Annotated in this window: 10 protein-coding genes; 6 read left to right on the top strand and 4 right to left on the bottom strand. The window is 62.3% G+C overall.

From position 1 onward, the window contains the following. The first annotated feature begins 10 nt into the window (after positions 1-10). Genes B5526_RS04410 through B5526_RS04400 form a run of 3 tightly spaced genes read left to right on the top strand, consistent with a single transcriptional unit; the run spans position 11 to position 6,750 of the window. Entirely contained in the window at positions 11-3,136 is a 3,126-nt protein-coding gene (locus B5526_RS04410) for a putative baseplate assembly protein (RefSeq protein ID WP_172841967.1), read from the top strand. Further along, positions 3,133-5,313 carry a hypothetical protein gene (locus B5526_RS04405; RefSeq protein ID WP_079537100.1) on the top strand — a complete coding sequence of 727 codons (2,181 nt, stop codon included), beginning with the start codon at positions 3,133-3,135 and terminating at the stop codon, positions 5,311-5,313. The genes B5526_RS04410 and B5526_RS04405 overlap by 4 nt, the downstream gene beginning before the upstream one ends. 12 nt (positions 5,314-5,325) lie before the next feature. Next, a complete protein-coding gene (locus tag B5526_RS04400) occupies positions 5,326-6,750 on the top strand; it encodes a DUF6519 domain-containing protein (protein ID WP_154071121.1) in 1,425 nt (474 codons plus the stop codon). Positions 6,751-6,758: 8 nt separating this feature from the next. Here the strand turns inward: B5526_RS04400 and upp are convergent, their stop codons facing one another. From upp to B5526_RS04385, 3 genes are all read right to left on the bottom strand, one after another. Beyond that, a complete protein-coding gene (gene upp / locus B5526_RS04395) occupies positions 6,759-7,388 on the bottom strand; it encodes a uracil phosphoribosyltransferase (RefSeq protein ID WP_079537098.1) in 630 nt (209 codons plus the stop codon). A gap of 71 nt (positions 7,389-7,459) precedes the next feature. Beyond that, positions 7,460-8,671, bottom strand: coding sequence for a URC4/urg3 family protein (locus tag B5526_RS04390; RefSeq protein WP_283807600.1), 1,212 nt, complete (start codon positions 8,669-8,671; stop codon positions 7,460-7,462). A 44-nt stretch (positions 8,672-8,715) separates the two neighbouring features. After that, positions 8,716-9,966 (bottom strand): GTP cyclohydrolase II, encoded by a 1,251-nt coding sequence (locus B5526_RS04385; RefSeq protein ID WP_079537097.1) that lies wholly within the window; start codon positions 9,964-9,966, stop codon positions 8,716-8,718. Positions 9,967-10,463: 497 nt separating this feature from the next. Here B5526_RS04385 and B5526_RS04380 point away from each other — a divergent pair, with 497 nt between their 5' ends. Together B5526_RS04380 and B5526_RS04375 are read left to right on the top strand one after the other, a co-directional pair. Further along, complete coding sequence (locus B5526_RS04380) at positions 10,464-11,396, top strand: N-carbamoyl-D-amino-acid hydrolase (RefSeq protein WP_079544687.1); 933 nt, start codon at positions 10,464-10,466, stop codon at positions 11,394-11,396. Beyond that, entirely contained in the window at positions 11,397-12,068 is a 672-nt protein-coding gene (locus B5526_RS04375; RefSeq protein WP_079537096.1) for a flavin reductase family protein, read from the top strand. It begins immediately after the preceding gene. On the opposite strand, the gene B5526_RS04370 is transcribed toward B5526_RS04375, so the two are convergent. Beyond that, complete coding sequence (locus tag B5526_RS04370; protein WP_079544686.1) at positions 12,062-12,724, bottom strand: aspartate/glutamate racemase family protein; 663 nt, start codon at positions 12,722-12,724, stop codon at positions 12,062-12,064. The genes B5526_RS04375 and B5526_RS04370 overlap by 7 nt on opposite strands. Positions 12,725-12,801: 77 nt before the next feature. On the opposite strand from B5526_RS04370, the gene hydA reads away from it, so the two are divergent. Beyond that, on the top strand, positions 12,802-14,271 hold the full coding sequence (gene hydA / locus B5526_RS04365; RefSeq protein ID WP_079537095.1) for a dihydropyrimidinase: 1,470 nt from the start codon (positions 12,802-12,804) through the stop codon (positions 14,269-14,271). Positions 14,272-14,285: the final 14 nt, after the last annotated feature.

The following is a 14,285-nucleotide window of genomic DNA, read 5'->3' as shown; positions in this document are numbered from 1 at the left end:
CCCGCTTTCGATGACCAATCGTCCGGGGCTGAGTACGCTGTCCTATCGCGTCGGCAATTATGCGACCTTCTTTGATATGATGAAGGGTCAGTTGTCCCAGTCCAGTCTGGCCGGCCTGAGAACCCGCGAGACGAGTGATCCGGCGATCGCGTTGCTCGATGCCTGGGCGATCGTCGCCGATGTGCTGACCTTTTATCAGGAGCGGATTGCCAACGAAGGATATCTGCGAACCGCCGTCGAGCGCCGCTCGGTGCTGGAACTTGCGAACCTCGTCGGATCATCGTTGCGTCCCGGCGTGTCGGCATCGGTCAACATCGCCTATACGCTGGAGCAGAACAGCGTCGCAACCATCCCGGTGGGGAGCCGCGTCCAGAGCTTGCCGGCTCAGGATCAACTGCCGCAATCGTTCGAGATTTCCGACGATCTGCCCGCTCGGGGAGCATGGAGCAATTTGGCGCCCCGCCTGACCCGACCGCAAATCCTAACGCCAAACACTTCAACCGTTTATGTCGCGGGTTTGACGGCAAACCTCAAGCCCAACGATCCCTTGCTGTTCGTCGCCAGTCCGCCGGCGTTGCAAAGGGTCGCGGCGGTCGAGGTGCAGACGCCGCAAGGCCGCACCAAGGTCGACATCCAGCAGACCGTGCCAACGCCGGTGGCGGCGCCTGTGGCACCAGCCGCCCTGACCACTAGTCTCGTCGATCTGATCAAACCGCTGACCAAGGCCCCGGCCGGTTTTCCGGCCAATGCCGTCGAGCTGGCGCGCAACATGTCGCGTACCTTCGATCAACATTCGGCGGTCGTGCCAGCCGCGCTGAGGACGCTCAATCCCGCGATGCGCGCAGGGTTTTTTACCGCCTTGAAGAACGAAGCGGTGACACCGCCGGTGTCGAGCGGAGTCCACGCGTTTCGGGTCAAGGCCGCGCCGTTCGGCCATAACGCTCCGCTAAAACCCGTCACCGACGAAAAGGGCGTCGTGATCGATACCGAGGAATGGCCGCTGGTCGGCGGGACATCGATCAAAATCGTTTTGTCGGCGCCCTCGGAAAGCTGGAGGGATCGAGATGACCCTGCGCTGGCGCACATCGAGGCGTTGTTCAGTGACTACGCCCATCCGCTGGCTTTTGTCCAGATCGAGCAGGGATCGGAAAAGGCGAGCCAGTCGTTCCTGATCGATGGTCAAACGCCTCCGGCCATTGGCAGGTGGCACGTCGATGCATCGTTCGCCGGGTCCCCCAAGGTGATCACGCTGAATTTCACCGATCTCGGATGGTCGTGCACAATTACTTTCGAGAGAGGAAATTCACTGATCGAAGTGTCGGGCGGCGGCGATGATATCAAGGTTCCCGTTGGCCGTACCGCGACGTCGTCTTCGTCTTCGACCGGCCGCCGGCTGCGGATATCCACTGCCAACGGCATTGCGATCGAGCACGAGGCTGCGATCGCCCCTGATCCGCTCAACGTGGTCGATCTCGACTCGGTCTACGATCAAATTGTTCCCCAGAGTTGGGTCGTGATCGATTTCGCGAACGCGCCGCAGCCGCCGCGGCTCATCACACGAGTCAGAGATGTTCAGAAGGTCTCGGTCACCAACTATGGCATGTCGGGCCGTGTGACGCGGCTGACCCTGGAGGACAACTGGCTGGCCGCCACCGATCTCATGCTGTCGGCGGTTCGGCCCGCGACGATCCTGGCGCAAAGCGAACTACTCGACCTGGCCGAGGAGCCGATCGACAGTGCAATTGGCGGCAGCGAGATCGAGCTTGGCGATCTCTATGGCGATCTGCCGTCGGGCCGCTGGCTGATTGTCGGGGGAGAGCGCACCGACATTCCCAATACGACCGGTGTAAATGGAGCAGAACTCGTCCTGCTCGCCGCCGTCGAGCAGAAGACCCAGCTTGCCGATCCCCCGAACGTGGGCAAGCGCCAAGGCGAACGCCTGCATACGTTTCTCGAACTCGCTGCTCCGCTCAGCTACTCCTACAAGCGCGATACTGTCACCGTTTACGGCAATGTCGTCTCGGCCACCCATGGCGAGACCAGGATCGAGATTCTCGGCAGCGGGAACGGTCAGCCCATGCAGCAATTCACGCTGCGGCAGGGGCCGCTCACGCATGTGAAGGCCGCTAACCCCAGCGGTACGCAAAGCACGCTGGAGGTGCGCGTCAACGACATTCCCTGGACCGAGGTTGCCGCGCTGACCAAGGAAGGGCCGTTCGATCGTTGTTACGTGACGCGGACCGACGATGCGGACAAGACGACCATCATCTTTGGTGACGGCGTCAATGGCATGTGCGTTCCCACGGGCAAGGAAAACGTCAAAGCCATCTATCGCACGGGACTGGGTTCTGCCGGGAATGTGCCGACCGGTGCTATCAGTCAGCTGGCGACGCGCCCGTTCGGTGTCAAGGCTGTCCAAAGTCCGTTGCCAGCGACCGGCGGCGTCGATCGCGACGGCCGCGATCAGGGAAAGGCGAACGTGTCGCTGCTCGCCGCCACCATGGACCGGCTTGTCAGTGTGCAAGACTATGCTGATTTCGCCCGCACGTTCGGTGGAGTGGCCAAGGCGATTGCGGCGTTGCTGTCCGACGGGCACCGCGAGCTGGTGCATGTAACGGTGGCCCCCGCGGATCCAAACCAGGGCAACTCCGACCAATACCAGAATCTTCAGCAGGCGCTTCTCGACGCGGGCGACCCGGGTCTGCCGGTGCAGGTCGACGCGTGCGAGCTCGTGCTGCTGATCATCGCCGCGAACGTGGGGTTGACTGGGGATCGGCAATGGGCGGAGGTCGAGGCGGACATTCGATCCGCTCTGCTCGGCGCGTTTGGATACGATCGACGCGATCTCGGGCAGGATATCGCGCTCAGCGAAGTCATCGGCGCGATCCAGCTCGTCGCCGGCGTCGCCTATGTCGATGTGACGACGTTCGACTCGATCAGCACGTCGGATACCAAATTCGACGATTCGCTGAAGGCCAAGCTGGCGGCGATCAGCTCTGACGCCGGCCCGGCGCCGCTCATCAAGGTCAAGGGAGCCAGCATCGATCCGGTCGAGCTGACTGTACGATCGGCGCAGATCGCTTTTCTGAGCGCGGATCTTCCTGACACGCTGATACTCACGAGGATCGCCACATGATAGCGGACAACCGTTCATCGAACATCAGTAACCGTCTCTATGATCTTCTTCCCGCGGTGTACCGGCAGCGGGATCTGGAGGTCGGCGGGCCGCTGCTGGGATTGCTCGGCGTCATTGCCGAGCAGGTGGACGTGGTCGAAAGCGACATCGCGCAGCTCTACGAGAACTGGTTCATCGAGACGTGCGACGATTGGGCGGTGCCCTACATCGGCGACCTGATCGGCTATCGGCCGCCTGACGCCGGTGTGCCGTCCGATCCCACCGTGTTGCCCATCAACAAGACGTTGTCGGCGCGCCGGGAGGTAGCGAATGCCGTCCGGTTCCGAAGACAAAAAGGCTCGATCCGGCTGCTGGAGCAGCTGGCGGAAGCGGTGACCGGTTGGCCTTCGCGCGTCGTCGAACTCGGGCGTCAGGTGGGGGTAACCCAGTCGATCGATCATCTGCACACGCGGCGCGGAGGGACCGCCGATCTGCGGTCAGCCGACGCGCTCGATCGCGTCGGAACGCCGTTCGACACCGTCGCGCATGCGCTCGATGTGCGGAGCGTTGAATCGGATCGCTCGCCGGGCGCCTACAACATCCAGAACATCGCACTCTATTTATGGCGGCTGCCGGTTTACTCGGCCACCTGCACGCCGGCTTATTGCCTCGAGGAGGTGGGCGATCACTGCTACACCTTCAGCATTCTCGGCAACGACACGCCGCTATACAATTTGCCGATTGCCAATCCGGCGCCGGAAGACGCCATTGGGGAATTGAGCCTTCCTGTTCCCATACGCCGAAAGGCGTTCGCCGACGACGTTGAACAGCGCCAGGCTTCGGACAAATATTACGGAGAAGGCCGCAGCCTGGCGATCTGGAGATCGGACGGCGGCGAGGGCAGGACATTGATCCCCGCGAACGAGATCATTCCCGCCGATTTGAGTGAATGGCGATACCGGCCACCACACGGACATGTCGCGGTCGATCCGGAACTTGGCCGCATCGCCTTTCCGCCCTCGGAACTGCCTGAGAACGATATTCTGGTCTCCTATCATTACGCGTTCGGCATGGATATCGGCGGCGGCGAATATCAGCGCAGCCACGTGGTGAACGCGGCGATTTCGACCTACCGGGTGAATGGCAGCACGGATATTCCAACGGTTCGGGCGGCCTGCGAGCGCTGGGCGAGCGACAACCCGACCAGCGCCGTGATCGAATTGACCGAGAACCGCGTTTATAACGAGCCGTTCCAGATCGAACTGAGAGAGGGACAGAGCCTCGAAATCCGCGCGGTCAACGGCGTGCGCCCCGTGATCGATCTCCTCGACTGGCGTGCCAGTCGTCCTGACGCGCTCACGATTACGGGTGCTGTCGGAAGCCGCATGACATTGGATGGCATCCTCGTCACCGGACGCGGTATCGACATCCGGGGCACTTTTGACGCATTTATCATCCGGCACTGCACTTTGGTGCCGGACTGGTCGCTGCATCAGGATGCCAGGCCGCATCGCCCGGCCGAACCCAGCCTTTCTTTCACGGACGCATCGGCGCGCGTCCGGATCGATCGCTGCATCATCGGCGCGATCCACGCCACGCAGGAGGACATTCTGGCCGATCCGCTCGACTTGCGGATCAGTCAAAGCATCGTGGATGCCACCAGCAATGATCTGGTCGCGATCGGCGCGCCTGACGACGGGGCGGCGTCGATCGCACTCACCGTGATGCGATCGACCATTCTCGGCCGTGTTCATACCCACACTGTCGAGCTTGCCGAGAATTCCATTCTCGCCGGTCATGTCAGGGTGGCGCGCCGCCAACACGGCTGCATGAGATATTGTTACGTGCCGCCCGGTTCGCGCACGCCTTCGCGATATTGCTGCCAGCCTGATCTCGTCGGCCAGGCGCTGGACGAAGCGGTAAAACTTGAACAGCTGCCGAGATCCGAGTTGCGCGCGTTACGGCATGTCGAATGGTTGCGGGTCGAACCGCAGTTCATCACGAAACGCTACGGCGAGCCGGCCTATTGCCGGCTCGCGCTCGGATGTGCCGACGAGATCACGCACGGCGCCGAGGACCGATCCGAGCTTGGCGTGTTTCACGATCTCTACGAGCCGCAACGTATAGCCAATCTGCGCAATCGCCTCGCCGAATATGTGCCGGCGGGGACCGATGCGGGAATCATCTTCGCCAGCTGATGAGAGGTAGTCATGACCGGAGATTTCACTCGCGACAGCTTCGACCCGACGAAGAATTTCACTCGGGTTCTCATGCAGCAAGGACGCCCGCAACTTGACGCCGATCTGAACGAGCAGATCGCCATCTTCTGGCGCTACTGGCGAACGCTGGCGACCGATTTGATCGGACCATTTGGTGGGCCGCGCCACAATTGCGGATTCGAGGTCATCGATGCGGGGATGGTCTCCGAGAAGAACCAGGAGGATGTCAGCGAGGGTCGATCGGCAAAGGAGAAGGAATATTTGCGCAGCATGCTTAAGGAGCCCGGCGAATTTCTCATCAGTCCCGGGCGCTATTACGTCAACGGCATCCTCTGCGAAAACACCAGGTACCTGGCTTATTCCACCCATATAGATCCCTGGGAGACGCCGCTAACCCACAAGAAAAACGCATCGTATCTGGTCTACCTTGATGTCTGGGAGCGACCCGTCTCGTATCTCGAAGACGACCAGATTTACGAGCCCGCGCTGAACGGGATCGACACCAGCATTCGCACCAAAGTGATGTGGCGGGTCCGGGTTTGGGAACTGCCCGACAAAAACGCCTATGGCGATTGCAGCAAGGTAAGCAGGCATTGGACGACGATCACCCACGCTTGGCAGGCCGAACATCGCGGGCGCTTGCGCGCCCAGACGTCGGAGGCGGCCGATGGCGCAAGTCACGAGCACGAGCATGCTGTCGGAAGAGGCTATCGAGGCCCGCAAAACCAGCTTTATCGCGTCGAAATTCATCACGAGGGCGTGGCCGGCAGCGGGGACCGGGGACCTACGTTCAAGGTGTCGCGCGAGAACGGCTCGGTTTTGTTTAGGGTGGCTTCCTTCGACAACAACATTGTTAACCTGGTCTCGATGGGCAGGGACGCGCGATTTGGTCTGCAGGCCGGCGATTGGGTCGAACTCTGCGAGGGCCATATCGGCGGCGGCGTCGCCGGACCGTTGTTCCAGGTGCAGAAAGCCGACTCCAATCTCCGCCAGGTGACACTTAGCGGCACGCCGGCGCACGACGATCGATCGCGCCGACCGTTTTTCTTGCGCCGCTGGGATCACAAAGTGGGCGACCCCAAGAGAGGCGGGCTCGAGTTGCGCGACGGCGCCGCGATCCTTAGGGAAGGCGAGGGCAACAATGGATGGCTGTCGCTGGAGCATGGCCTGCGGATTCAATTCCATAAGTCGACGCCGGCGAACAAATATCGCACCGGCGATTACTGGCTGATCCCCGCACGTGTCGCCACCGGCGGCGTCTTGTGGCCGCACGAACATGGCAAGCCCAAGGCCGTCGAACCCCACGGCGTCCAGCACCACTATGCTCCGCTTGCAATTGTCTCGTTCGAAGCAAACGGCGCGCTGGAGGCGCAAGGCGACTGCCGGCCAAAATTCAAATTGCCTCTGGAGTTTTAGAAGCCTCCCTATTTGGTGCCATAGGCCCGGTCGCCGGCATCGCCGAGACCCGGCAGAATGTAGGCGTTTTCGTCCAACCCCTGGTCGATCGCTGCGAGCCAGATCGGAACGTCCGGGTGAACGCCGCGCATGCGCTCGACACCTTCCGGCGCGCCGATCAGGCTTACCAGCCGAATGTCGTTCGCGCCGCGCTCCTTCAACCGGTCGACCGCGGCGACAGCGGAGTTCGCCGTTGCCAACACCGGCGAGATCACGATCACCAATCGCTCGTGCAGATCGCTCGGCGCCTTGAAGAAATATTCCACGGCCACGAAGGTTTCCGGTTCGCGGTAAAGGCCGATATGCGCGATCCGGGCGGTCGGCACCAGATCGAGCATGCCGTCGGCAAAGGTCACGCCGGCCCGCAGGACGGGGGCGAACACCAGCTTCTTGCCCGCGATCTTCGGTGATTTCATCTGCGCCAGCGGTGTTTCGATATCGACATCGGCGAGCGGCAGGTCACGGGTGACCTCGTAACACAAGAGCATCCCAATCTCCTTGAGCAGCTCGCGAAACGATTTGGTCGAAATATCCTTCTTGCGCAATAGTGTCAGCTTGTGCTGCACCAAGGGGTGATTAACGATCGTGACGCCGTCCATGGTTGCTGATCTCATCTTTTGTTGAGTATGATCTCATCGGAAGACCGGTTCCCACTTTTCCGGATCATGCTCTAAAATACCGTGCCGTCGCTGATGACTTTTACCGGAGGCGAAGCATCGGTGCGGCGCTCGCGCGCCAGCACCCGGCCTGCGGCCCAGGTTCCGCCCTCGAGGATTTTCGCGAGCGGCAGCGAATTGGCATCGAGCCCGAGCCGGTGCCGCACGCCATCGGCGACGCGGTCGAGCAGCGCCACCGTCAGCGCGCGCCATTCCACGACGAGCGATGACGCCACCTCGTGCGCGTGCTGCGCAGCGTCCACATCGCGAAACGCGAGCACGCCATTATCGATAAACAGCCCGCCGTTGCGATATTCGGCCAACCCTGTGAGGCCGTCGATATCGGTCACGCGCACGCCGGCGGTTTGCAGCGGTTCGATCAACGAATAGGCCAGCCATTGCGAGAGCTTGTGCAGCGGCACCAGACCGCTGGTCGCATCCGCCGTTATCAACATTGGATGCTTCCAACAGTCGCCCAGCGCGATCCCGCCGAGCGTCAGCCGCGATGGCCAGATCGGCCCGAGCTCGTGCAATAGCTCCGTCAGGATCGCTTGGGCCGGAAGCTCCGAGCTTTCCGCCAGCATCGCAAGCCGATCGAACAACCCGCCCGGTCGGGGTTTATCGTGACCGGCGAATACATCGGGCCTCGATGTCACCAGCGACCCCAGGCGGCGCAACAGGTCAGCGCGGCCTTCAATGCCGATCAGTGGATTGGCCTCGGTGACCTGCAGGCCGCGCTCGAGGTCGGCAACGCCGATATTTGCAAGGACATCGCCATCGACCCGCAAAGGCTCGCGCGGATCAGCCGAGAATGCGCCGCCTGTGAACATGGCGAGGCTGGCCAGTCCCAATCCCTCCGAACGTCCGACCGCTGATCCCGTGATCGGATCGCGGTAGCGCCACGATGGGCCGGCGCCGGCGTCGAGGAAGACCGAGACCATGGCGAGATCGAATTCGGCCCGCGCGCGCGCTGCGCGGTCGGGCCACGCGGTCTGGTCGGCGATGGTCGCCCACCGATTGTCGCCATTCGCAACAAAATGCCGCCAGCGCGAATGAAATGGCACGTCGAAGGAGGGATAGGACTTGCGCGTCGTCTCCAGCACCAGGTCGATGGTAGAGCCCATGCGATCGAGGTGGAGGCGGAAATTTGGAAGCCTGTCTTCAAGGCCGATCGCGAGCATCCGATGCGCACGCTCGCGCACCGCGGCGGCATTCAACAAAGACAATGCGGCTCTCGTCTCCGGATTTGCGAGGGACACTGATGCCCCTCTCAATATTTCTCGAGCGGGCGGCCGACCGGTTTGATCGGGTCTGGCTGCGGCTCGGGGGTGTAGTAACCGGCAGCCTTTTTTGCCGCAATTTCCACATGCGCGTCGGCTGGCACAAGATCGTCGGGGATGGGCACGCGTTCGACGATGTCGATGCCCTGGCCGGTCAGCGCATCGTGCTTCATGTCGCTCATGGACACGAAGCGGTCGATGCGCTTCAAGCCGAGCCAGTGCACGACATCCGGCATCAGTTGCTGGAAACGGGCATCCTGCACGCCGGCGACACATTCGGTGCGCTCGAAATACTGCGCCGCGGCGTCGCCGCCTTCCTGGCGCTTGCGCGCATTGTAGACCAGAAACTTTGTCACCTCGCCGAGCGCACGGCCTTCCTTGCGATTGTAGATGATGATGCCGAGCCCGCCGGTTTGTCCGGCGCGCGCGCATTCCTCGATGCCGTGCAGCAAGTATGGACGGCAGGTGCAGATGTCCGAGCCAAACACATCGGAGCCGTTGCATTCGTCATGCACGCGGCAGGTGATCTTGGTGCGGTGGTCCGGCAGTTTGGTGACGTCGCCGAACAGATAGGCCGTCGTGCCGCCGATCGGCGGCAGAAAGACCTGCAGATCTGGCCGGGTCACCAGCTCCGGAAACATGCCCGCCGTTTGCTCGAACAGCTGCCGGCGCAGATTGTTCTCGGTGGTCGCAAAACGCTGCGCCAGGCCGGGCAGATACCACACCGGGTCGATCGCGATCTTGACCACGGAGATGCTGCCATTCTTGTGCACGACCTCGCCGTCCTGCTTGAGCCGCCCGGCTTCGATCGCCGCCTGCAATTCGGGCAAGTCGAGCCGCGCGCGGGTGATGGCGATACTCGGACGGATATCGATCCCCTCAGCGATCTCGGCGGCGAAGTTTTCCGCGACGAGATGTCCCCAGGGATCGAGAGAAACGATCCGCTGCGGATCGGTCCATTGCGGAAACGGTCCGATCGTCGCGGCGGGATGGGTGTTGGTGAGATCCGGACGGCGGATCGGATCGAGCGCGCCCGACGACACCGCAAGCGCGCGATAAACCGAATAGGAGCCGCCATGGCTACCGATGACATTGCGGTCCTGCGGGCGCGACACCGTGCCGATCACCGGTCCGCGTTCGCGCGCGCTGGCGGCGCCCCAGCGGATCGGGAAGTTGAGCTTGGCACCCGGCGCCGGGTGCGAGGTAATACGAATATGATCAACCCGATTGGAGCGAGTCATCGTAGTGGACCCCTGAAATGGCGACGGCCCGCCTAAGCAGACGGGCCTGATCACCAACCATGAAATTAATAGCGCGGCCGCAGCCGAGCCGGGGATTATAATCAAATCGCGACCAAACACAACGGCGATTCGAATCCTACCACTGTTGGGCTTCCTAGACTGTTAACCTTTTTCAGCACGGATGCTGCGGTCGCGAACATGAGATGGACCGCCTTCGCGGCCGAAGGCGAGCCCTGACATCGAGTGCTCACGCGTGCGGGCGCGCATCACGATCTGTCGCCTATATCGGGTCGACGATCATCGCCCACAATGAAAGTGGCGGATGACCAGCCCGCTCGAAATGCAGAACAGACGTGCGTCGCCCCGGACCTTCTCTGGAATTGACTTCGAGTGCGCCAAGACTCTAACTGCTGATTAGGGCGGAATGGACGCAAAATCCGCTAATGCTCTATATTTATGCAGCGCGGCCTCAATAGTAGAACCCAGGAAAGTTGTTCATGCGCGTCATCAATGTCGCCGCCGCCCAGATGGGCCCGATCCAGAAAGCCGACAGCCGCGAAGCCGTCGTCAAGCGCATGCTTGCGCTGATGGATGAAGCCAAGGCCGGTAACGCCGACCTGATCGTCTATCCGGAGCTGGCTCTCACGACATTCTTTCCGCGTTGGTACATGGAGGATCAGGCAGAGGTCGATGGCTGGTTTGAGCGCGAGTTGCCGAACGCGGCGACGAAGCCGCTGTTCGAGCGCGCCGCCCGATACCAGATGGCGATGAACTTTGGCTATGCCGAACTGACGCCGGACGGACATCATTTCAATACCTGCATCCTCACCGACAAATCCGCTGGGATTGTCGGAAAGTACCGCAAGGTTCATCTGCCCGGCCATTCGGAGTTCGATACCGAGCGCGCCTTCCAGCATCTGGAGAAGCGCTATTTCGAGCCGGGGGATCTCGGTTTCAACGTCTGGCGCGCGCTCGGCGGTATCTTTGGCATGGCGGTCTGCAACGACCGGCGCTGGCCGGAGACCTATCGCGTGATGGGTCTGCAAGGCGTCGAGATGGTGCTGATCGGCTACAACACGCCCTCGGTCAATTCCCAGAACAGCAAGGAAGGGCCCGAGAAGCGGTTGTTCCACAATCGCCTGTCGGTGCAGGCCGGCGCCTACCAAAATTCGACCTGGGTGGTTGCCGTGGCCAAGGCCGGCGTCGAGGACGGCTTTCCGCTGATCGGCGGCAGCCTGATCGTCGATCCCAACGGCGAGATCGTGGTCGAGGCCAAGACCGAAGAGGACGAGCTGCTGCTTCACCCCTGCGATCTCGACGCTACCGTGTTCGGCAAGAAAACCATCTTCGATTTCGCCCGCCATCGCCGCATCGAGCATTATGGCCTGATCACCAGCCGTACCGGCTCGGTGCCGCCGCCGGAAATATAGATGTCCGGTATCTCTTTCCGCGAACTTGATCCGCACGACCGGTACAAGTTGTTATGTGGGGTGGTCGTGCCACGGCCGATCGCTTTGGTCACGACGCTCGACGACAACGGTAAAGTCAACGCAGCGCCGTTCAGCTTCTTCAACGTCTTCTCGGAGGATCCGCCGCTGGTGGTGCTCGGCCTGCAACACAAGCCCGATCTCAGTCCCAAGGACACCACGCGCAACATCCACCGCAGCGGGCAGTTCGTGATCCATATGGTGGACGAGGCGCTGGCGGCAGCCATGAACGACTGCGCGATCGACTTTCCCTCCGGCAATAGCGAGGTGGAGGCGACGGGGCTCGCGACGCTGCCGTCGGTCGATGTCGCCGTGCCGCGGCTCGCGGCTGCGCCGTTCGCGCTCGAGTGCCGGCAACATGTCGCGCTCGCCTTCGGGCCCGGGCGCGAACTGCTGGTCGGTGAGGTGCTGCGCCTGCACGCCCGCGACGGCCTGATCGACCAAGCAAGGATGCATGTCGATCTCGAAATCTACCGGCCGATCGGGCGCTTGTTCGGCAATCTCTACGCCGCGCAGCGCGATACCTTCGCGTTGACGCGCGAAAGCCACGCGCAATGGCTCGCACGCATCAAGGCCGGCAACGGCGCCGGCGAACCGTCCAACGAAAGTCAGTGATGGGAGAACTGCACGGTGCCCAGCGCCATCGTTACGGCCGCCTGGGTCGGGTCGATCACGGGAATCCCGAGGGCCTGTTCCAATGGTCTACGGTGACGCGCCATACCGGCACAGCCCATCACGATGGCGCCGGCGCCATCCTCCTCTTTGAGCGCGCGTCCGACCTCGATCATCTTCGCGAGTGTTCCTTCGCCCGACGCGGTCTCTGCCACGCTCATGTTGAGCGGCCGCTCCCTCGTCAGTCGATCCATCAATCCCATCTGCCTGAGATATCGGATGTGGCGGCGGATCGAGCGCTGGGCGATCGCGATGACACCAAAAGTTTCGGCGCGCGCGAGCGCGGTCAGCACGCCGCATTCAGCGATGCCGAACACCGGCCGGTCGGTAGCTTCCCGGCAGACATGCAGGCCCGGATCGCTGTAGCAGGCGATGACGAAGGCGGCCGAAGAATTGTCGCTTTCGACGCGGCGGCGCAGCGGCATCGCGACGCTGTCGACATCGGCCTGGCTCTCGATCCCGTAGGGACCCTCAGTCAGCGTCTCGCAGACGATCTCCGGCCCGGCCGCAAAGCCAAGCGGCTTCAGGGCCTCTTCCAGCCCTTGCGTTACCAGGTGGTTGGAATTGGGATTTATGACGAGAATACGTGGCCGCGACATGGTGTTATCCTGCGGGATGAAGTGTGACGGCACGATCTGTGCTTTCATCCAGATAGTCAAGAACATGGGAGTTTGCCATGACCGAACCCGCCTACGACCTCCTCATTCGCGGTGGACGCGTCGCAACCGTGAGCGATGTGTTCGAGGCCGATGTCGCCATTTCCGGCGAGACCATTGCCGCCATCGGCCGTGGGTTGCCGGGCGCGCGGCGTGAGATCGACGCGCGGGGCAAACTGGTTCTGCCGGGCGGCGTCGACAGCCACGCCCATATCGAGCAGCTTTCGGCCGCAGGCATTGTGAATGCCGATACGTTCGAGAGCGCCACCGTCTCGGCGGCCTTCGGCGGCACCACCACCGTGATCCCGTTCGCGGCCCAGCACGTCGGCATGAAGCTGCCCCGGGTGCTCGAGGATTATCATGCGCTCGCCCGGAAGGGCGCGGTCATCGACTATGCCTTTCACATGATCATCGCCGATCCGACCAAAGAGACATTGGAAACGGATCTGCCGGCGCTGATCAAGCAGGGCCATGGCTCGATCAAGATATTCATGACCTATGATCTCCTGAAAATCGAGGACGAGCCGCTTCTCGATATCCTGCTGGCGGCGCGCGATGGCGGGGCGATGCTATGTGCCCATGCCGAGAACCACGGGATCATCTCCTGGATGGTGAAAAGACTGATCGCGCGCGGCTATACCGATCCGAAATATCACGCCATCAGCCATGCGCGGGTGTCGGAAGCGGAGGCCTTCAACCGGCTGATCGGCATGGCCGCGCTGCTCGATCAGCCGATCATGATCTTTCATGTGTCGACGGCGGAAGGCGCCAAGGTGATCCGCGATGCGCGCGGACAGGGCCTGAAAGTGTTCGCGGAGACCTGCCCGCAATATCTGTTTCTCACTGCAGATGATCTCGACAGACCGGGCGTCGAAGGCGCTAAATGGATGTGCAGCCCGCCGCCGCGCCGCGCCGCCGACCAGGAGGCGCTGTGGCAGGCGCTCGCGCTCGGCGATCTCCAGACCGTCTCATCCGATCACGCGCCCTATCGGTTCGACGAAACGGGCAAGCTGCGCGCCGGCCCCAATCCCAATTTCAAGCAAGTGGCGAACGGCCTGCCGGGTCTCGAAGTCCGCTTGCCGCTGTTGTTCGACGCCATGGTTTCGAAGGGCCGCTTGGGGCTGGAAAAATTCGTCGAGCTGACCGCGACCGCTCCGGCAAAGATCTACAATTTGCATCCGCGCAAGGGCTCGATCGCCGTCGGCGCCGATGCCGATATCGCGATCTGGGATCCGCAGCGCGAGGTCACGCTGAGCGATGAGATGATGCACGACCTCGCCGGATACACGCCTTACGCCGGTCGCAAGCTGCGCGGCTGGCCGGTCGCCGTGCTATCGCGCGGGCGCGTCATCGTCGCGGATGGCAAGCGGTCGGTCGAAGCCGGCTCCGGCCGCTTTCTGGCGCGCAACGGAGGCGAGGCGGCGAAACCAACCGGACGTCTGATGCCGGATATGGATCCCGAGCAGAATTTCGGGGCGAGGCTGCTGTGAGCTGTCCGGCGCGA

Origin of the sequence: Bradyrhizobium lablabi (genome assembly GCF_900141755.1) — a bacterium.
Taxonomy (GTDB): domain Bacteria; phylum Pseudomonadota; class Alphaproteobacteria; order Rhizobiales; family Xanthobacteraceae; genus Bradyrhizobium; species Bradyrhizobium lablabi_A.
This window is presented reverse-complemented; position numbering and strand designations above follow the sequence as displayed.

Excerpts from the sequence above, each read along its gene's own strand:
- hydA (WP_079537095.1), top strand. The coding sequence starts at position 12,802 with ATGACCGAACCCGCCTACGACCTCCTCATTCGCGGTGGACGCGTCGCA.
- B5526_RS04405 (WP_079537100.1), top strand. The coding sequence starts at position 3,133 with ATGATAGCGGACAACCGTTCATCGAACATCAGTAACCGTCTCTATGAT.
- B5526_RS04375 (WP_079537096.1), top strand. The coding sequence starts at position 11,397 with ATGTCCGGTATCTCTTTCCGCGAACTTGATCCGCACGACCGGTACAAG.
- B5526_RS04385 (WP_079537097.1), bottom strand. The coding sequence starts at position 9,966 with ATGACTCGCTCCAATCGGGTTGATCATATTCGTATTACCTCGCACCCG.
- B5526_RS04380 (WP_079544687.1), top strand. The coding sequence starts at position 10,464 with ATGCGCGTCATCAATGTCGCCGCCGCCCAGATGGGCCCGATCCAGAAA.
- B5526_RS04370 (WP_079544686.1), bottom strand. The coding sequence starts at position 12,724 with ATGTCGCGGCCACGTATTCTCGTCATAAATCCCAATTCCAACCACCTG.
- upp (WP_079537098.1), bottom strand. The coding sequence starts at position 7,388 with ATGGACGGCGTCACGATCGTTAATCACCCCTTGGTGCAGCACAAGCTG.
- B5526_RS04400 (WP_154071121.1), top strand. The coding sequence starts at position 5,326 with ATGACCGGAGATTTCACTCGCGACAGCTTCGACCCGACGAAGAATTTC.
- B5526_RS04410 (WP_172841967.1), top strand. The coding sequence starts at position 11 with ATGACCAATCGTCCGGGGCTGAGTACGCTGTCCTATCGCGTCGGCAAT.